The sequence below is a fragment of the Aureimonas jatrophae genome, assembly GCF_900104035.1.
GTDB lineage: Bacteria > Pseudomonadota > Alphaproteobacteria > Rhizobiales > Rhizobiaceae > Aureimonas > Aureimonas jatrophae.
In genome coordinates this window covers 1-18666 of sequence record NZ_FNIT01000006.1, presented here as the reverse complement: position 1 = coordinate 18666, position 18666 = coordinate 1, and the positions used below count along the sequence as shown (strand labels likewise).

Annotated in this window: 16 protein-coding genes and 2 riboswitches; of the genes, 5 read left to right on the top strand and 11 right to left on the bottom strand. The window is 67.8% G+C overall.

Going from position 1 to position 18666, the window contains the following annotated elements; translation table 11 throughout:
• Together BLQ76_RS13570 and BLQ76_RS13565 are read left to right on the top strand one after the other, a co-directional pair.
• Window positions 1–993, top strand: a complete 993-nt coding sequence (locus BLQ76_RS13570; protein WP_090674186.1) for a 2-hydroxyacid dehydrogenase — start codon at window positions 1–3, stop codon at window positions 991–993.
• A 56-nt stretch (window positions 994–1049) separates the two neighbouring features.
• Window positions 1050–1490, top strand: coding sequence for a hypothetical protein (locus BLQ76_RS13565; RefSeq protein WP_090674184.1), 441 nt, complete (start codon window positions 1050–1052; stop codon window positions 1488–1490).
• A gap of 4 nt (window positions 1491–1494) precedes the next feature.
• Here BLQ76_RS13565 and BLQ76_RS13560 read toward each other — a convergent pair whose 3' ends face one another.
• The 11 genes from BLQ76_RS13560 to BLQ76_RS13510 form a co-directional block, all read right to left on the bottom strand.
• Window positions 1495–2157: a GNAT family N-acetyltransferase gene (locus BLQ76_RS13560; RefSeq protein ID WP_090674182.1), complete on the bottom strand. Its 663-nt coding sequence runs from the start codon at window positions 2155–2157 to the stop codon at window positions 1495–1497.
• Window positions 2154–3041 carry an alpha/beta hydrolase gene (locus BLQ76_RS13555; RefSeq protein WP_090674180.1) on the bottom strand — a complete coding sequence of 296 codons (888 nt, stop codon included), beginning with the start codon at window positions 3039–3041 and terminating at the stop codon, window positions 2154–2156. The genes BLQ76_RS13560 and BLQ76_RS13555 overlap by 4 nt, the downstream gene beginning before the upstream one ends.
• A 73-nt stretch (window positions 3042–3114) precedes the next feature.
• Window positions 3115–3756: a 2-dehydro-3-deoxy-phosphogluconate aldolase gene (locus BLQ76_RS13550; RefSeq protein WP_090674177.1), complete on the bottom strand. Its 642-nt coding sequence runs from the start codon at window positions 3754–3756 to the stop codon at window positions 3115–3117.
• 85 nt (window positions 3757–3841) lie between these two features.
• Window positions 3842–5281: an alpha,alpha-trehalose-phosphate synthase (UDP-forming) gene (locus tag BLQ76_RS13545; RefSeq protein ID WP_090674175.1), complete on the bottom strand. Its 1440-nt coding sequence runs from the start codon at window positions 5279–5281 to the stop codon at window positions 3842–3844.
• Complete coding sequence (gene otsB / locus BLQ76_RS13540; protein ID WP_244519627.1) at window positions 5281–6027, bottom strand: trehalose-phosphatase; 747 nt, start codon at window positions 6025–6027, stop codon at window positions 5281–5283. Before otsB ends, BLQ76_RS13545 begins: the two co-directional genes overlap by 1 nt.
• 26 nt (window positions 6028–6053) lie before the next feature.
• Window positions 6054–6692, bottom strand: coding sequence for an N-acetylmuramidase domain-containing protein (locus tag BLQ76_RS13535; RefSeq protein WP_090674171.1), 639 nt, complete (start codon window positions 6690–6692; stop codon window positions 6054–6056).
• Between the two features lie 109 nt (window positions 6693–6801).
• Complete coding sequence (locus BLQ76_RS13530) at window positions 6802–8115, bottom strand: D-amino acid dehydrogenase (RefSeq protein WP_090674796.1); 1314 nt, start codon at window positions 8113–8115, stop codon at window positions 6802–6804.
• A gap of 34 nt (window positions 8116–8149) precedes the next feature.
• A riboswitch (glycine riboswitch) is annotated at window positions 8150–8257 on the bottom strand.
• A riboswitch (glycine riboswitch) is annotated at window positions 8258–8347 on the bottom strand.
• A gap of 92 nt (window positions 8348–8439) precedes the next feature.
• Window positions 8440–9960 carry a choline-sulfatase gene (gene betC / locus BLQ76_RS13525; protein WP_090674169.1) on the bottom strand — a complete coding sequence of 507 codons (1521 nt, stop codon included), beginning with the start codon at window positions 9958–9960 and terminating at the stop codon, window positions 8440–8442.
• Between the two features lie 78 nt (window positions 9961–10038).
• On the bottom strand, window positions 10039–10977 hold the full coding sequence (gene choX, locus BLQ76_RS13520; protein WP_090674166.1) for a choline ABC transporter substrate-binding protein: 939 nt from the start codon (window positions 10975–10977) through the stop codon (window positions 10039–10041).
• A gap of 114 nt (window positions 10978–11091) precedes the next feature.
• Window positions 11092–14241 carry an efflux RND transporter permease subunit gene (locus tag BLQ76_RS13515; RefSeq protein ID WP_090674164.1) on the bottom strand — a complete coding sequence of 1050 codons (3150 nt, stop codon included), beginning with the start codon at window positions 14239–14241 and terminating at the stop codon, window positions 11092–11094.
• A 6-nt stretch (window positions 14242–14247) separates the two neighbouring features.
• On the bottom strand, window positions 14248–15381 hold the full coding sequence (locus BLQ76_RS13510) for an efflux RND transporter periplasmic adaptor subunit (RefSeq protein WP_170842591.1): 1134 nt from the start codon (window positions 15379–15381) through the stop codon (window positions 14248–14250).
• Between the two features lie 306 nt (window positions 15382–15687).
• On the opposite strand from BLQ76_RS13510, the gene BLQ76_RS13505 reads away from it, so the two are divergent.
• The 3 genes from BLQ76_RS13505 to BLQ76_RS13495 all read left to right on the top strand — a co-directional run bounded on the left by BLQ76_RS13505 (window position 15688) and on the right by BLQ76_RS13495 (window position 18546).
• Window positions 15688–16854: an ABC transporter permease gene (locus BLQ76_RS13505; RefSeq protein ID WP_090674794.1), complete on the top strand. Its 1167-nt coding sequence runs from the start codon at window positions 15688–15690 to the stop codon at window positions 16852–16854.
• The gene (locus BLQ76_RS13500) at window positions 16851–17789 is read left to right on the top strand and encodes an ABC transporter ATP-binding protein (RefSeq protein ID WP_090674160.1); all 939 of its coding nucleotides are present in this window, start codon (window positions 16851–16853) and stop codon (window positions 17787–17789) included. The genes BLQ76_RS13505 and BLQ76_RS13500 overlap by 4 nt, the downstream gene beginning before the upstream one ends.
• Before the next feature lie 220 nt (window positions 17790–18009).
• Window positions 18010–18546 (top strand): ABC transporter permease, encoded by a 537-nt coding sequence (locus BLQ76_RS13495; RefSeq protein ID WP_244519621.1) that lies wholly within the window; start codon window positions 18010–18012, stop codon window positions 18544–18546.
• Window positions 18547–18666 lie beyond the last annotated feature (120 nt).

The following is an 18666-nucleotide window of genomic DNA, read 5'->3' as shown; positions in this document are numbered from 1 at the left end:
ATGACCGATCTTCGCACCGTGCCGCTCCTTGTGTTCGGCCCCTACAACGAGGACGGGCTGGCGGGCCTTCGCGAGGTGTTCGACGTGCGCCAGCTGGAGCGGCGCGACATCGCCCTTCTGCCCGAAGGCGAACGTCCCGTGATCCGGGCGCTGGCGCTCGGCGGCCATCTGCCGAACGAGGCGATGGATCTCCTGCCGAACCTCGAGATCATCGGCCATTTCGGCGTCGGCTACGATGGCGTCGACGCGGCCCATGCGGCGTCGCGCGGCATCGCCGTGACCAACACGCCGGACGTTCTCACGGACGAGGTGGCCGACACGGCGTTGGCGCTCGTCCTGATGACGGTGCGCGACCTCGTTCGCGCCGAAAACCATGCGCGTTCCGGCGAGTGGGAGCGCTCGGGTCCCTTTCCGCTCACCCCGCTGTCGCTGCGCGGTCGCCGGCTCGGCATCATGGGGCTCGGACGCATCGGCCTCGCGATCGCCCAGCGGGCCGAAAGCTTCGGCCTCGCGATCGAGTACCACAACCGGACGCGGCGCTCCGACGTCGATTACGGCTACCACGCGAGCCTGCGCGAACTGGCGGAGGCGGTCGACATCCTCCTTGTCGCCGCGCCCGGAGGGGCGGGAACCGAACGGGCGGTAAACGCCGAGGTTCTGCGCGCGCTCGGACCAAAAGGTGTCTTCATCAATATCGGTCGCGGCTCCACCGTGGACGAGCCGGCGCTGATCGAGGCTCTGCAGAACGGAACGATTGCCGCCGCCGGTCTCGACGTCTTCGCGGACGAGCCGCGCATTCCCGACCCACTGCGCGCGCTGCAGAACGTCGTGCTCTTGCCCCACGTCGCCTCGGCCTCGCGCGACACGCGCATCGCCATGGGCAACCTCGTCACCGAGAACCTGACGCGCTGGTTCTTGGGGGAGACCCTCGCCTCGCCCGTTCCCGAAAGCGAGAACGCGGGCCTGGTTCGACGATCCGACCGAGCGCGTTAACCTTCGGGTAAGATTAACAAGGTCATACTGGCGCTTCGTATTCAGGAGTTCCGGTCATGAGATTCGCGGCTGTCACGCTCGGCGTCGGCTTCGTCGGCACGATCCTCGCCTCCTACCTCCAGTCGCCCTCGGTCGCGTCGGCCGAGAGCCTGGTGGCGCGCATGAGCCCGCCTGCCCATCTGATCGCCGCCGAAACGGCGGTGCCCGCCGCGCCGGCCGCCATGCGTCTTATCGACATGCGCAACGGCGCGAACTGCAAGGTGCCGAGCCCTGCGGACGGCGACGGCGCCCTGCAGCCGCTGCCGATCGGTGGTGAATGCTCGGCCTCGCCCGAGCTTTCGCGCGTCGCCTACTGGCAGACCCGCGAGGATGGCTCGCTGGTGATGGCCGACAATGGCGGGCGCACCGTCCTGGAGTTCATTCCCGGCGACGGCGTTCTCTACGAGTCGATCTACCCCACGAACGCCCTGATCACGATCGTCGCCGCGCGCGGCTGACGTCTCAGCGGCAGCGCGCCAGCGAGCGGCGCTGCCGTCCGTTGTCGTCGAAGTTGTCGTCCGCGAGCCATAGCTCGAAGCCCTGGCGCACCCGCGGCCAGTCGCGATCGATGATCGAGAACCAGGCCGTATCGCGGTTGTGGTGCTTTACCACCATGTGCTGACGGAAGATGCCCTCGAACACGAAGCCGAGCCGCTCGGCCGCCCGGCGCGAGGGGGCGTTGCGGTTGTCGCATTTCCATTCGAGCCGGCGATAGCCGAGTTCGTCGAAGACGCGGGCGAACAGCAACAGGAAGGCCTCCGTCGCGACGCGCGTGCGCTGAAGCGCCGGCGACAGGCAGATGTGCCCGATCTCGGCGACGCCGTTGGCGGGATCGAGGCGCATGAGCGCCGCCACGCCGGCCGCCTCGCCCGTGTCGACCGGCACGATGGCGTGAAACAACGGATCGGAGCCGAGATAGGTTTGACGCGCGAAGCGGTCGAACTCGTGCTCGCCGAGAAAGGGACCGTACGCGAGATAATCCCAGAGCCGGTCAGCCCCTCCGAAGGCACGCCACAGTTCCGCGAAGCGCGCCTCGTCGACGATCGGCTCGACCAGGACGTGACGCCCCTGCAGCGGCAGCTGTCCGGGTAGCGGGCGCGGTGTCCAATCGGTGAGGTCGTTCATGGACGGCGTGCTCCTGTGATACGTCCGAGAAAATCGAGAAGGTCCGCGCGCAGCTGACGCTGACCGAGCGGCAACGCGGTCGCAAGCGACGACACGGCGCCGATATGGTCGAGATCGGGATACAGGCGCTCCTCCACCCGGCCGCCGACGGCACGGATGCGCGCGGCCATGGAGCGGGTGTTCTTCGGATCGACGGTGGTGTCCGAGAGACCGGCGGCCAGAAAGGCGGGTGGCTCGCCCGGAGCACCGTCCACGAAGCGGATCGGCTGGCTCGCTTCCCGGGTCGATAAGGGGAAGATGCGCTTGTAGCGCTCCTCGCGCAGCGGCAGGAAGTTATAGGGTCCGGCCAATCCGACAAAGCCCGCAAGACGCTCCCGCGCGCCTGCGGCCCGTCGATAGCGCTCGTCGAACGCCAGAAGCGCCGCGATCTGGGCTCCGGCCGAATGACCCATCAGCACGATCGGATGCCGGCCCGCCGGCAGGCCGTCGCCGCCCTCTCGCGCGAGCCTCTCCACCGCGGCAACCGCCTTGGCGCCGTCCTCCACGAAGTCCGGGAACCGCACCTCCGGGTAGACGCGGTAGTCGGGCACGGCGACCGCGTAACCCTGACTGGCGAGCGACTGGCCAACGAAGCGATAGAGGCTCTTCGAACCGGAATCCCAGCTTCCACCGTAGAAGAAGACGACAACCGGGGTCCGCGGTCCAGCATCGTCCGGTACGTAGAGGTCAAGCGTTCCGCGCGGGCCGGGCGCATAGCGGACCGAACGCGCCGTCTCGTATCCGGCGCGGCTTGTGAGCGCGTTGAGCACCGCTGCCCCGGAGCAGGCGGACAGAAGCGCGGCCAGCCCCAGAAGGGCTGCCGCGCGCAAAAGGAATGACAGCAAGACGACCTCGGAGACAGTCCCGGCGGGCCGTAGAAGATGGAGCGCGCGACCGCGCCGGCGAGGTCGATTGACCTCAGCCCCTGGCGAGCGCCGCAGCCTCGCGGGCGAGATCCGTGATGCGGGTCCAGTCCCCCGCCGCCACGGCCTCTTTCGGTGCAACCCAGGATCCGCCGACGCAGACGACGTTGGGCAGGGCCAGATAGTCGCGGACGTTCGCGGTCGAGACGCCGCCGGTCGGACAGAAGCGGATGCCTTGGAAGACCGGTGCCAGGGCCTTCAGGTAGGGCACGCCGCCGAGCTGCTCGGCCGGGAAGAACTTGAGGACCTCGTAGCCCTCCTCGATCATGGCCATCAGCTCGCTCGGCGTCGCGGCACCCGGCAGGAGCGGAACGTCCGAAGTCTTGGCGGCGTCCAGGACCTCGTGGGTCGTGCCGGGCGAAACGATGAATTGCGCGCCCGCTTCCACCGCTTCGTCGAACTGGCGGGGGCTCAGGATCGTGCCCGCGCCGCAGATCGCTTCCGGCACCTCGGCCCGGATGGCGCGGATCGCACCCAAAGCCGCAGGCGTGCGCAGCGTCACCTCGATCGCGCCCAGGCCGCCAGCCGCCAGCGCACGCGCCAGTTCCACGCCCTCGCGCTCGCTGGACACGGCGACAACGGGCATGACCGGCTGGCGCTGGAGGATCTCCATGAGAGCGTGGGTCTTCTGGGTCATGGTGTCGTCCTCGCAGCCTTAGGGTTCGCCGATGCCGGTCGGTGCGCCTTCTATCGGGTTCGACGGCGCAAACAAAGCGGTTCGGCTAGGCGCCGAACCCCCAGCGGTGCCACCATGATCGCGGCTGCAGATCCCGCTCGGTCGGCGCGTCCAGGACCGCGAGGAAGGTTTCGCACCAATTGTGCGCCGTGTTGCCGAACACACGGGCGCGCATGGCCTCGTGCCGCTCGCGCCGCTCGTCCAGCGGCATCTCCAGCGCCTTCTTGAGGGCACGCGCGAGATCGTCCGTCGAGTACGGGTTGACGATCAGCGCTTCGGGCATCTCCGCTCTCGCACCGGCAAAGCGCGATAGGATCAGGACACCGGGATCGGCGGGGTCCTGGGCTGCGACGTACTCCTTGGCGACGAGATTCATGCCGTCGCGCAGCGGCGTCACCATGCACACGCGGGCTGCCCGGTAGATGCCCGCCAGCGCACGGCGCGTGAAGCCGTTGACCATGATCTGGATCGGGGTCCAGTCCAGCGTCGCGAAGCGGCCGTTGATGTTTCCGGCCAGCCCTTCCAGCTCCGTGCGAAGGTCCGCGTAGGCCTCCAGCTCCGAACGGGACAGGGGTGCGACCTGCAGGAACTGGACCTGTCCCCGAAACGCCGGCTCGTCCTCGAGAAGTTGCTCGAAACCCCGGAAACGCTCGACGATGCCCTTGGAGTAGTCCATCCGGTCGACGCCGACGATCTGGTGGCGGCCGTGCGAGATGTCGCGCACCATCGCCTCGTGCTCACGTGCTTCGTCGGATTGCGCGAACTCGGCAAAGCCCTCCGCATCGATGCCGATCGGAAAGGCGGAGGCGCGCACGATACGCCCGTCCGCCGTGCGCACCCGGTCGCCGTCGATGTCTTCAGCGCCGAACTCCTGGACGCAGAAGGCCACGAAGTTGCGCCGGTCGCCGTCGGTCTGGAAGCCGATCACGTCGTAGTCGAGCATGGCGCGCACGAGATCGTGGCTCGCCGGCAGGGCCGTCAGCATCTCGGGCGGGCAGAAGGGAATGTGGAGGAAGTAGCCGAGACGCCCATCGAAGCCGGCCCGGCGCAGTTCGGACCCGAGATAGAAGAAGTGGTAGTCGTGCACCCAGACCAGATCGTCAGGAGACAGAAGCGGCGCAAGACGCTCGGCGAAGCGCCGGTTCACGTCGCGATAGGTGCGATCCGATGCCCGATCGAAGGACGCGATATCCAGCCGGTAGTGCAGGAGCGGCCAAAGCGAACGGTTGGCATAGCCGAAGTAGAAGCCCTCGATCTCGTCCTTCGTCATGTCGATCGTGACGAGCGAGGTGTCGCCATGCTCCTCGCGCTTCAGCTGCGAACCGGTGCCCGCCTCGGACACCTCGCCGCTCCAGCCGAACCAGAGGCCACCGCGGCGACGCAGAGCGTCCGCCAGACCGACGGCCAGGCCGCCGGCCTTGCCCTCGTCGCTCAACGGCCCGACGCGGTTCGATACGACGACGAGACGTCCGCCCCGCTCCGCCATCAGTTCGCTCCCCCGTCTGCGTCGGGCTCGAGCGCCAGCCAGCGGTGAACGGAGTCAACCGCCGCCAGTCGGTGGGAGGCCACGCTTTCGCCCGGTCCCACCTTCACACCGATGCCGCCGAGCCGTGCGACCTCCGCGAACGCGAACTCGTCGGTCGTGTCGTCGCCGAGATAGACGGGGACACGCTCGCGGAACGGATCCTGCGTCATGAAGCTGGCAAGGGCACGCCCCTTGTCCATGCCCGCGATGTGGATCTCGACGATATCGTGACCGCGCATCACGGACAGGTCCGCGACGCCGCGCACGGCCTCGTCCGCCACGCGATCAGCCATGACCTTCAGCTCCGGCCGTCCGCGATAATGAACGACCAGCGCCGTTCCCTTGTCCTCCAGACGCAGTCCCGGCTCGGCCGCAAGCGGCATGCGGAGCGCCTCGCGCACGGGATCGAGCATCGAAGGTCCGGCCAGATGAACGGTTTCCGCCCCTGCCGCCTCGCGACGCTCCAGACCGTGGACGCCGGCGGCCGCAAAACGAAGCGGCGAAAGAAAGCGGTCGAGATCGGCGATGCGCCGGCCGCTGAGAACCGCGAAGGCATTGTTGAGCCGCGACTGCAACTCGATCAACCGGTCGAGGTCCTCGGTCGCGACGCGGACGGCCTGCGGATCGTCCTGCAGCTCCACCAAGGTCCCGTCGAAGTCGAGAAACAGGGCGTGACGGGCGGGGTCGAGCATGGGGGGCATGGTCATGGCCGGAAACATAGGCCGATCGACGGTCAGGGAACACCTTTCGGACTCACATCAGCCGCAAACGGATGCGCGAGCGCGGCCTTGGCCTCGCTCCACGCGGCCGCGATCTTCGTGTCGTAGCGGTTCCGGCGAAAGTTCGGCCCGTTGTATCGGCGGGCGAAGCTCGTCGTGTCGCCTCTGGCGAGAAGCGCATCCAGGCGACCCAACTTCAGAAAGCGGGCGACTAGCTGCAACTGCCCTGCGATCGAAGCGCGGGCACACGTTGCCATGGCCTCGGCGGAAGCGAAGCCGAGCGCCTGCCAGTGCGCTCCCATGACCTGGCCGAGGCCCCACGAGACGGATGCGAAGGCCGCTTCCCGCTGGATGGCGATGGCTCGGTCCAGAAGCCGCCAACGAGCTTCCTGGGCTGCCGGATTGCGTACGCGCCCGGCCTTCGGGTGCGCGAGGCCGGCCAGTCGCGCGATCTCGCGCGGCCGGCCGCTGAGAAGTCGATCGAAGTAGTGTCCCTCGAAGCGGATCAGGGGTTCGAACCGGTCTCCGACCGCCGCCAGCGACCGTCCGTCCGTCTCAACCAGCGCGACGGCGACCAGCGCCTCGGCTGCGACGCCCTCGCCTTTCTCGACCGAGCGCGCCGCATCGAGCACTCGCTGCGTGATCTGTCCCATCTCGCCGTCCTTCCTGTCATCGATCCGGAAGCGATCATGCGGCCGCACAGGCGAGCGGACAGAAAGAACGGGGGATTTTCCCGGACGACGGATCGTCCGGGGCGCTGCGTCAGGCGGCTTCGGTCAGGCGCTCGGCCTCGTGGCGCACCTCGTCCACAGGCTTCAGGTCGCCGCGAACGGGAACGCGTGTTCCCGCGTAATCGCCGGCCACCTCGGCCGCGATCGTGTCGGCGGTGATGGCCGACAGCGTCCAGCCGAGATGGCCGTGACCCGTGTTGTAGTAGACACCCTTCGCCTTGCCCCGGCCGACGCGCGGCATCATGTCGGGCATCATGGGGCGCAAGCCCGCCCAGGGCACGACCGACGAGGTGCCGACGCCGGGGAAGCGATAGCGGCACCACTCGATCAGCGGCTTGATGCGCGCCATGCGGATGTCGCGGTTCTCGCCGGCAAACTCGGCCGTGCCGGCAATGCGCAGGCGACCCTCGCCGAGCCGGCTCGTGACGATCTTGGCCTTGTCGTCGAGTAGCGAGACGTACGGTGCGCCCTGGCGGCTCGCCTCGTCCTCGAGGTTCACGGTGATCGAGTAGCCCTTGACGGGGTAGACGTTGACGCGGTCGCCGAGTTGCGCGGCAAGCTTGCGCGAGACGACGCCTGCACAGACCACGACGGCGTCGAAGTCCTGGCGCTCGGGCTCGCCCGCCGCCCCGACCTTGCGCGAGAAGACCGCAACGCCGCCCTCGTCACGCGTCGCCAGCCGGTCGACGTCGCGGTCGTAGAGGATCGTCGCGCCGCGACGCACGCACGCCTCCGACAGGCGACGCGTGTACTTGTGGATGTCGCCGGTGAAGTCGCTCTCGGTGAAGAAGCCGCCGTGAAAGCGGCCGCTCAGCGCCGGCTCGATCTCGTGGATGCCGGCGTCGTCGAGCACGCGGCGCTCGAGCCCGCCCTTGCGATACATCTCGTTGACGCGCAGCGCGTGGTCGAACTCCGACTTCGTCTCGTAGACGTGGAGGATGCCGCGCTTCTCCAGGTCGAAGTCGATGCCTTCCGCATCGGCCATCTCGATGAGGTGACGGCGCGCGGCGATCGCAAGCTTCACGGTCGCGATCGTGTTCTCCTCGTAGGAGCGCGCGGCCATGACGAACTCGGCCATCCAGGAAATCTTGTGCCAGGAGGGCGTGGGGTGCACGAGGAGCGGCGCGTCCTTCTTCAGCATCCACTTGATGCCCTTGAGGAAGGTCGCCGGATTGTTCCAGACCTCGGCATTGGAGGCCGAGAGCTGTCCGCCGTTCGCGAACGAGGTCTCCATGGCCGAGAACGCGTTGCGGTCGAAGACCGTCACGTCCAGGCCCTGCGACAGAAGCTTGTAGGCGGTGGTGATGCCGGTGATGCCGGCGCCGATCACGGCGACTTGGGTCACGATGCTCCTTCGCCCGAACGCGTCGGGTCTCAGCTCGTGCCCCTCCGTCACTGGCCTGAGAGTTTCACGGAGGGGACGTCAGGTCCCTTTCCGCTTTCTCCTTCGGCGGGCGGCATGAGGCCGCCACTCTCCGGATGCTCGATCGCGCCGCGCGGTCCTTTTGCCTGAGAGTTTCCGGGGCGGTTGCTCCTTCGGCGCCGGCCTTTCGGCCGGTCTCTCCCGCAAGCGGCGATGTCCTTCGTACTTACGCCCGGTCCAGTCGGGCGGCAAGGCCAGCGCTTAGGCAATCCCCGCCCATCTTCGCGCCATCTGCTCAGGTGGCGCTCACTCGCCGCGCGGAAAGCGCTGCGCCTCCTCCAGGACGTTGAGGTCCATATGGTTGCGCATGTAGCGCTCCGAGGCCTGGCGCAGCGGCTGGTAGTCCCAGGGGTAGTAGGCGCCGTTGCGCAGCGCCGCGTAGGTGACGTGGCGGCGCGCTTGGCTCTGGCGCACCTCGGCGTCGATGCGCGCAAGGTCCCATTGCCGGGATGCCAGCGCATCGAAATGGGCGAGCGTTCCGGCATGGGCCGGGTCGGCGGCGAGGTCGCGCAGCTCGGACGGATCGTCCGAGAGATCGAAGAGCTGGTCCGGGTCGGCCGGGCAGCGGTTGAATTTCCATCGCCCCTCGCGGATCGACACCATCGGCGCGACCGAGCCTTCCGCCATGTACTCCATGAGAACGGGCTCGGGAGCTGCGGTCCCGTTCGCGAGCGGCTTGAGGGAGCGCCCGTCCAGCCACTGTGCGCCTGCGCCAGCGTCGAGCCCGGCGATGTCGAGAAGCGTCGGCAGAACGTCCAGCGTCGACACCGGTGCCTCGACGGGACCGGGACGCACGTCCGGCGCGCAGACCATGAGCGGCACGCGCGCCGAGCCCTCGAAGAAGTTCATCTTGAACCACAGGCCGCGCTCGCCGAGCATGTCGCCGTGGTCCGAGGCGAACACGATCGCGGTGTCGGCGAGTTGCCGCGTGGTCGCGAGGACATGGAGGATCTCGCCGATCTTCTCGTCGATATAGGAGATGTTAGCGAAGTAGGCGCGGCGCGAGCGGGTCACCATCTCGTCGGTGATCGCGTATTCGTGGTCGTTGCAGGCCATCATCAGGCGCTGCGAATGCGGATCCTGTTCGCCGAAGGGCAGGCGCGGCACGCTGGGATGCAGTTCCGCGAAATCCTCGCGGTAGAGGTCGAAGAAGCGCCGCCGCGCGACATAGGGGTCGTGCGGGTGGGTGAAGGAAACCGTCAGGCAGAAGGGCCGCTCGTCGTGGCCCCGGCTGAGATCGTAGAGCTTCGAGACCGCGTGGTAGGCGACCTCGTCATCGTACTCGAGCTGGTTGGTGATCTCGGCGACGCCCGCCCCCGTGACCGAGCCGAGATTGTGGTACCACCAGTCGATGCGCTCGCCAGGCTTGGTCCAGTCCGGCGTCCAGCCGAAGTCGGCGGGATAGACGTCGGTCGTCAACCGCTCCTCGAAGCCGTGCAACTGGTCGGGCCCGACGAAGTGCATCTTGCCCGACAGAATGGTGCGATAGCCCGCGCGCCGCAGGTGGTGCGCGAAGGTCGGGATGTCGGAGCCGAACTCCGCGGCGTTGTCGTAGACGCGCGTCCGGGACGGCAGCTGTCCGCTCATGAACGAGGCGCGCGCCGGCGCGCAGAGCGGGCTCGCCGTATAGGTGTTGACGAAGCGCGCCGAGCGCGCGGCCAGCGCCTTCAGGTTCGGCGCATGAAGGAAGCCCGCCGGTCCATCAGGGAACAGCGTCCCGTTGAGCTGATCCACCATGATGACGAGGATGTTCGGCCGAGGGCCCATCGCGATGCCTTCCCAACGCACAACCGCCGCGGATGGAACCGCGGCGGCGTGGCATAGCACGAGTTCGAGGGCTTGGGGTCAGGCGCCGATCTTGGCCTTCACCGCGTCCAGGCCCGGCTGGCCGTCGAGCGTCGTGACACCCGCGAGCCACGTGTCGAGGACGGTGGGGTTAGCCTTCAGCCAAGCCTTCGCGGCATCCTCGGCGTCTTCGCCGTCGGCGAGCTTGGCCATCATCTGGTTCTCCATCTCGACCGTGAAGGTGACTTGAGAGAAGAGCTTGGCGACGTTCGGGCACTCGGTCGCATACCCGGCGCGTGCCAGCGTGAAGACCTCGGCACCGCCGTAGTTCGGGCCGAAGAATTCGTCTGCGCCCGAGAGATAGGTCAGGCCCATGTTGTTCATCGGGTGCGGCGCCCAGCCGAGAAACACGATCCAGTCCTTGGAGCGCTCGGCGCGGCTGACCTGGCTAAGCATGCCCTGCTCGGACGAGTCGACCAGCTTCCAGCCCTTGAGGTTGTAGGCCGGGGCATCGATCATCGACTGGATGTTGGTGTTGGCGGGCGCGCCGGGCTCGATGCCGTAGATCTCGTTCTTGAACTTGTCGGCGTTGGCGGCGAGATCCTTCACGTCCTTGACGCCGGCCTCGGCCACGTAGTTCGGAACGGCCAGCGTGAACTTCGCGCCTTCCAGGTTCTTCGTCAGCACCTCGGCCGACTTGTTGGCGTCGAGCTCCTGGCGAAATTTCGCCTGGGCCGGCATCCAGTTGCCGAGAAAGACGTCGATCTGCTTGTTGGCGAGCGACTGGTAGCCGATCGGCACGGCCAGGGTCTCGACGTCGGCCTTGTAGCCAAGCCCGTCGAGGACGACCGAGGCGAGTGCGTTGGTCGAGGTGATGTCGCTCCAGCCCGGGTCCGACATGCGCACGGTCGCGCAGGACGCGGCGTCGGCGGCCAGCGCGGCGCCTCCGAGCGAGAGGCTGGCGATAAGCCCGAGGAGGACGGAGGCGGAGCGGATCATGGCGGCATCCCAGCGCGGTGGATCGACAGCCGCCATCCGATGCGATGCCCGCGTTCTGCGCAAGGCAAATTCTTGCGCAGGTCGGGTCGGCAGCGACCGATTCGTTGCTTGGCTCTATTCGGCTGCCGCACGGCCCGCCTCGCCCTCGCTCGCCGAGCGCGGCAGGTAGGGGCGGATGCGGCGCCCGAAGCCGTCGAGATAGGTCAACACCACCGGCACGAAGACGAGCGTCAGCACGGTCGAGGAGATCAACCCGCCGATGACGGCATGCGCCATGGGTGCGCGTTGCTCGCCGCCCTCGCCCAGGCCCAGGGCCAGAGGCAGCATGCCGAAGATCATGGCGAGCGTCGTCATCACGATCGGTCGGAGGCGCACGGCTCCGGCTTCGGCCAAGCTGTCGCGCAGCGAGAGCCCGCGCGCGCGGGCCTGGTTGGAGTAGTCGACGAGCAGGATCGCGTTCTTGGTGACCAGACCCATCAGCATGATGAAGCCGATCACCGAGAAGATGTTGAGCGTCGAGCCCATCGCGAGAAGTCCGACCAGCACGCCGATCAGCGACAGCGGCAGCGTCGACATGATCGCCACAGGCTGCAGGAAGGAGCCGAACTGCGAGGCGAGGATGAGGTAGATGAAGATCACCGCCAGAGCCAGCGCCTGCACGGCGTAGCCGAGGCTTTCCGCCATGTTCTGCGCGTCGCCGCCGAACGAGACGCGGTAACCCGGCGGCAGTTGCAGGGTCTGCGTGACGCGCTGAAGGTCGGCCGTCACCTCGCCGAGCGGTCGTCCCTCGACGTTGGCCGAGATGCGCACCTCGCGCTGCAGATCGCGGCGGTTGACCGAGTCCGGCGCGACGCTTTCGACGACGTCCGCCACCTGATCCAGCGCGACGGTGACGGGGCGTCCGTCGGCATCCGTGCGCCCGGTCGCGATGGTCAGGCGGCGCAGCTGTTCGGCGCGCTCTCGCCCCTGCGCGGGCAGGCGCAACGTCACGTCGTAGGTCTGGCCGTCGGGTGCATTCCACACCGAGATCGAATCACCAGCGACCAGCGGGCGCAGCGTGTCGCCGACCTGCGACAGGGTGATGCCGAGATCGCTCGCCGCCTCCGAGCGAACGCGCACGGCAAGGGTCGGCGTCTCGGCCTCGATCGTCGACTCCACCTCGACGGCGCCGGGAATGGCGCGCAGCGCACCCGTCACCTGGTCCGACAGACGCCGCAACTCACCCTCGCCTTCGCCCAAGATCGACAGCTGGAGGGGCTTCGCAGCCGCGCCACCGCCTCCTCCGCCTCCGAGCGAGGGAAGGTTGATGGACAGCTTCAGCCCGGCGATGCGCGCAAGCTCGGGCCGCAGAACGGTTGTCACCTCGTCCAGGGATCGAGTGCGTTCGGCGCGCGGTGCCAGCGTGACGGCGACGTTGGCCTCCTCGAAGCCGCGCGCGCCGGCCGTATTGATGGTCGAATAGGTGGACGCGACCTCGGGATAGGCACGCAGGATGCGCTCGACTTGGCCGACCTTCATCGCGGTGTAGTCCAGCGAGGAGCCCTGCGGGGCCTCTAGAGAAACCGTGAACTCGCCCTGGTCGCCGGACGGCACGAACTCGGCGCCGACGCGCGGCACCAGCATCAGGCTTCCCACGAAGAGCGCGACCGCCCCCAGCAGGATCCAGATGCGGTGGCCGAAGCTCCAGCGTATCAGGCGTCCGTAGCCGGCCGCCGCCCGCTCGAAGCCCCGATCGAAGCGCGCGACGAGCCGCCCGAGGGGTCCGCGGCGCGCGTCCCGCTCCGAATGGGGATCGTACCAGACCGAAGACAGCATGGGGTCGAGCGTGAAGGAAACGAAAAGCGAGATCAGGACGGCGACCGATACGGTGACGCCGAACTGAAGGAAGAAGCGGCCGATGATGCCGCCCATGAAGGCGACCGGCAGGAAGACCGCGACGATCGACAGCGTGGTGGCCAAGACGGCGAGGCCGATCTCGTTCGTGCCGTCGAGTGCGGCGCGCACGTGCCCCTTCCCCATGGCGAGGTGGCGCGTGATGTTCTCGCGCACCACGATCGCGTCGTCGATCAAGATACCGATCGCCAGCGACAGCGCCAGGAGCGTCATCGTGTTGAGCGTGAAGCCGAGGAAGTGGATCACCGCGAAGGTGCCGATCACCGAGATCGGCAGTGTCAGGCCCGTGATCACGGTCGAGCGCCAGGAGTTCAGGAACAGGAAGACGATCGCGATCGTCAGCGCAGCGCCCTCGATCAGCGTGCGCTGCACCTCCCGCACCTGCAGCGTGATCGCCCTCGAATTGTCGCGCGAGATTTCGAGGTCGAGCCCGAGCGGGGCCAGCTCGCCGCGCAAGCGCCCGATCTCCGCCCGAAGCGCGTCGGCGACCGCGACCGTGTTCGCCCCTTGCACCTTGACGACGTCGATGCCGAGCGCGGTGACGCCGTTGAACTGCGCGCGGCTCGTCAGCTCCGCGCCCTCCTCGCGCACGCTCGCGACATCCGACAGATAGACCGGGGCGCCGCCCGCGTTCGAGACAATGATGCGCTCGAAACCCGCGATGTCGCTCACGCGGCCCTCGACGGTGACGTTGCGTTGCCCGTTGCCGCTGGTGAGCGATCCGGCCGCGACATCCTGGTTCTCGCGGCGGATGGCGGCGATGACGTCGCCGACGCCGATCCCGAAACCCTCCAGCCGGTCGGGGTCCAGCTGGGCCTGGACCTGGCGCTTCGAGCCGCCGACGATCGAGGTCTGGCCGACACCGTCGACGACGTTCAGCCGCTTGGTGATGACCTGGTCCGCGATCGTCGTGATCTCGGGCAAGGTGCGCGTCTGCGACGACACGGCCACCGACAGGATCGGCGCATCGTCCGGGTTGAAGCGCGTGACCTGGGGCGTGTCGACGCCGTCCGCAAAACCGGCCTCCAGACGCGAGACGCGGTCGCGAACCTCCTGTGCGGCGACGCGCGAGTCCGTTTCCAGCGTGAACTGGATGATGACGAGCGATCTGCCCTCGAAGCTCTGCGACGAGATCTCGTCGATGCCGCCGATCGTGTTGACGGCCTCCTCGACGCGGCGCGTGATCTCGCTCTCCACGGTCTCGGGCGAGGCGCCCTCGTAGGTCGTCGCCACGACGACGACCGGCAGGTCGATGTCGGGAAACTGGTCGACGCCGAGGCGCGAGTAGCTGAAGAGGCCGATCACCAGGATCGCCGCCATCATCATGGTGGCGAAGACCGGGTGGGCGACACTGATCCGGGTCAGAAACAAAGCGGCTCAGCTCGCATCCGCAATGGTGATGTCGGTGTCGGGCTTCAGGTCCGGCAGCGGTGCCGTGACCACCGTGTCGCCGGCGCGCAGACCGCTGCGCACGACGACGACATCGGCCTCCTCGAAGCGTTCGCCGAGCTCGACCGCCTGGCGCGACAGACGGTTTCCTTCCGCCTTGAGGACGAACGTGCCCCGCTCGTCGTGGCGCACCGCATCGGGCGGCAGCGCGATCCGCGCCTCCAGCCGCTCGACCTCGATCTCGCCGATCGCGAACATGCCGCCACGCAGCGCGCCGTCGCCATTGTCGACGCTGAGAAACACGCGCACGGCGCGCGAGCCGGCGATCGCGACCGGGGCGACGCGATCCACACGCGCCTCGAACGACCGGTCGCCGTAGCCCTCGACGCGGATGCGCGCCGTCTGGCCGGAGCGGATTTCCGCGATGCGGCTGGTCGGCACGAGGGCCTCGACCTCCATTCGACCGAGATCGACGACGGTCAGGAGATCGGCGTTGGACGGAACACTTTGACCGACCTCGACCATGCGCTCCGACACGGTTCCCGCAAAGGGCGCGGCAAGGGTCGCATCGGCGAGGTTGCGCCGCGCGTCCGCCACCTCGGCTTCCAGTGCGCGCATCTGGGCTTCGAGGTTTAGAACATCGGCCTCGGCGGAAAGGCGGGTCGCCTCGGACGCGATGCCGGCGGTGCCGAGGCGCTCGTTGCGCTCCAGCACTGAGCGGGCAAGGCGTAACTGAGCCGCACGCGCATCGAGCGTCGCCGTCTTGGCATCGAGCGCGGAGCGAAGCGGCTCCTCGTCGAACCGCGCAAGCACGGCGCCGGCCTCGACCGCATCGCCGACATCGGCCGGGAGAGCCGCGATCTGGCCGGACACGCGTGCCGTCAGAACCGCCCGGCGCGCGGGCGCCGTCGACCCGGAAATGCGCACGATGCGGCTGAGATCCTGCGGCTGCAGGTTCGTTACTTCGGGTGCCGCAAGCTCGACCGGTTGGGCCGGCGCGGACGCGGCAAGCGGAGCGGCAACGTCCGATGCCTTGGTGCCCTGGCTGTAGACGCGCGCGCCTGCGGCAAGCAGTACCGCCACGGCTACGACGCCGCCTACCTTGGCTATCCGGCCTGCCATTACCATCCTTCTTGTTCGCCGCGCTGTTCTGCGCAATCGTTGCGGTTGCAGCCTGCATCAAGGCCGATACGCCCAGACCGGTGCCGCTGGGCCGAATATGTCGCGGCCGCCTTCCGGCTTTCGCAGCCGTGCAAGGCGAAACGATGAAGCTTGCGGACTCACCATCGGGCCTCACGCCCCTATAATTTGTTGCGCGGCGGTCCTTAACGATCGGCGCGACCGGGCAGCGCTCCGAAGCGTTGCGTACGGTCGGATGATGGGATCCCCGCCCACCAGGGTGCGGGACGGCCTTGCGGTCGGAGTTTGGTGTCGCGTCGGATCGACCTCTTGGGACTCGTGCTGTCGGCCTCGTCGGCGGTCGCGCTCCTTGCCTTGCCCTTCGCGATTCTGCGCGCCAATCGCATCGTGCCGGGCGTCGGCAAACCCATGCTCGAAGCGCTGTCACCGGGGTTTGCCGGAACGCTCGCGGTTGTCGTTGCAGCCTGCGTTGGGATCAGTGCGCTCTCGCAAAACCGTTGGCTGCGACTGGCGGCAGCGGCCGGAAGCCTTGCGGCGTTGGTGATCGCGCTGGGCGCGGCGCCGGGTCACCTCTTGGACCCGACGTCCCCGAACCGTTATGCGCGCGTGGCGCCGGGTTCGGGCTTCTGGGTCGCCTTTTGCACCCTGTCCCTTCTTCTGACCGATGCCCTGACACGCCTTCGCCCCTCTCCGGCCCTGCGCCTTGCGGCGCTTGCGAGCGCTTGCCTCCTGGTAGCTCTTCTTCTTCTCTCTGGCTGGCTCGACGGGCTGTCCGTCTTTCGGGAATACGACACGCGGGCCGACAGCTTCTGGCGTGAGGCGCGGCATCATCTCACGCTCGTGCTCGGCTCGCTGGCGGCAGCCTGCGTTGCAGGTATCCCACTCGGCATTCTTTGCCATCGCGTCGCCGCCCTGCGCAGACCGATCCTCGGCGTTCTCGACGTCGTCCAGACCATTCCGGCCATCGCATTGTTCGGCCTTTTGATCGCGCCTCTGGCCTACGTCGCAGCACACATGCCCGGCGCGGCGGCACTAGGCTTTGGCGGCATCGGGACCGCGCCCGCCTTCGTCGCGCTCTTCCTCTACTCTCTGCTGCCGATGACCGCGAACACGGTGGCCGGTCTCGCGGGCGTCCCGGCAGAGGCCGAGGACGCCGCGCGCGGCGCCGGGATGACGGCGCGCCAGCGCCTCTTTCACGTCGGGCTGCCGCTGGCCTTCCCGGTGATTCTGGCGGGCGTGCGCATCGTGCTCGTCCAGAACGTCGGACTTGCGACGGTTGCAGCATTGATCGGCGGCGGCGGTCTCGGCGTCTTCGTGTTCCAGGGTATCGGGCAGACAGCCGCGGACCTCGTGCTTCTCGGGGCGATCCCGACAGTCGCGCTTGCGTTTGGCTGCGCGGTGCTTCTCGACGCCCTTATAGACCTGTCGCGCCGCGAGCGGAGTTTGGCTGCATGATCGAGATCCGCAACGTCGGCAAATCATTCAACGGCGTGCCCGTTCTTCAGGGCATCAATCTCGAAATACCCACCGGCAGCCTGACGGCGATCGTCGGAACGTCCGGCTCGGGCAAGACCACCCTTCTGCGCACGATCAACAGAATGATCGACGCGACCGAGGGAACGATCCGGATCGACGGCGTCGACAACCGGACGCTGGTCGGCCACGAGTTGCGGCGGCGTATCGGCTACGTCATCCAGAACCACGGACTGTTCCCGCATCGAACGGTGTTTCAGAACATCGCGACGGTTCCGGGTCTGCTCGGCTGGGCGCGCCAACGTATCAGCGAGCGCGTCGACGAACTGCTCGATCTGTTTTCGCTCGCGCCTGCGCGCTATCGGCCGCGCTATCCGTCCGAGCTCTCAGGGGGCGAGCAGCAACGAGTCGGCGTCGCGCGGGCGCTGGCCGCCGAGCCCAAACTCCTTCTGATGGACGAACCCTTCGGCGCGTTGGATCCGATCATCCGTGCCAAGGCGCAGGACGACCTGATGGCCGTGCGCGCGCGTCTCGGCACGACCGTCGTGATGGTGACCCACGACATGAGCGAAGCGCTGCGGCTGGCCGATCGTCTCGTCGTCATGGGTGAAGGACGCATCCTGCGGGCGGGAAGCCCGGCGGACATCCTGTCCGATCCGGGCAGCGCCTTCGTGGCGGCGATGGTGGGCGCCGACGAGCGTTCCTTCCGCCTTCTTTCTCTTCGGCGGGTCGGCGACGCGCTTGAACCGGGTACGGCGCAGGGCGAGCCGTTGGACGCCAACATGGACGCGCGAGCCGCGCTCGGAGCGCTCCTGTGGTCGGGTCGGCCGGTCGCGCCGGTCACGGTCGAAGGGCGGACCGTCGGCATCGTGCGAAGCGAACGCTTGGCAGCCTTGGCGCGGAACCCGAACGCTTGACGATCTCCCATGCGCGGCAAGGCCGATGATCTGGCGAAGCCTTCTGCGATTCCTCCCCTTCGCCCTGCTGGTCGGCTTCCTCTCCTTCCCACAGGTCGCCGCCCCCTTCTTTCAGGCAGTCGCGGGCGCAGGAAAGCCCGCTCTCTATGACGTGTCGCCCCTGTGGTGGCTTACGTTGCTCCACCTGCGACTCGTGCTCGTATCGATCGGCGCCGCATCCGTGACCGCCCTTCTCTTGGCGATCTGGGTGACGCGCCCTGGCCATGCGCAGGGTCTCGCGTTGGCACGATCGGTCGTGTCCGCGGCGCAGACCTTTCCTCCGGTTGCGGTTCTGGCGCTTCTCGTTCCGGTGATCGGTTTTGGGGACGGCGCTGTCGTGGTTGCGCTTTTCCTCTACGGCCTTCTTCCGGTTTTTGAGACGGCGTTGGCGGAGCTGACGCGCGTGTCACCTTCGGTTTTGGAGGCGGCGCGGGGCTGCGGTCTGACGGGGTTTCAGCGTCTTGTGCGGGTTGAGCTGGCTTTGTCGCTTCCGGGTTTAGTGACGGGTTTACGTTTGTCGCTGGTGACGGGTTTGGGACTGGGAGCGATTGGTTCGACGGTGGGTTCGCGGACGCTGGGGGAGGTGATTGTGGCGGGTTTGCTATCGGGCAATGCGGCGTTTGTGTTGGAGGGTGCGGTGTTGATCGGGCTTTTGGCGCTGGTGGTATCGGGTGCGATGGAGGGAGTAGGGAGATGGGTGGGCGCGGGGCGACGATAGGGGGTATTGCGCGCTGTGTTGCGCGCCGATCGGTTGCCGGCGCACAGCAAAGCGCCCGCCCGAGTTTCCCCGGGCGGGCGCTTTGGTGATGAGGTGAGAGAGGATGCGATGGGCGAACCT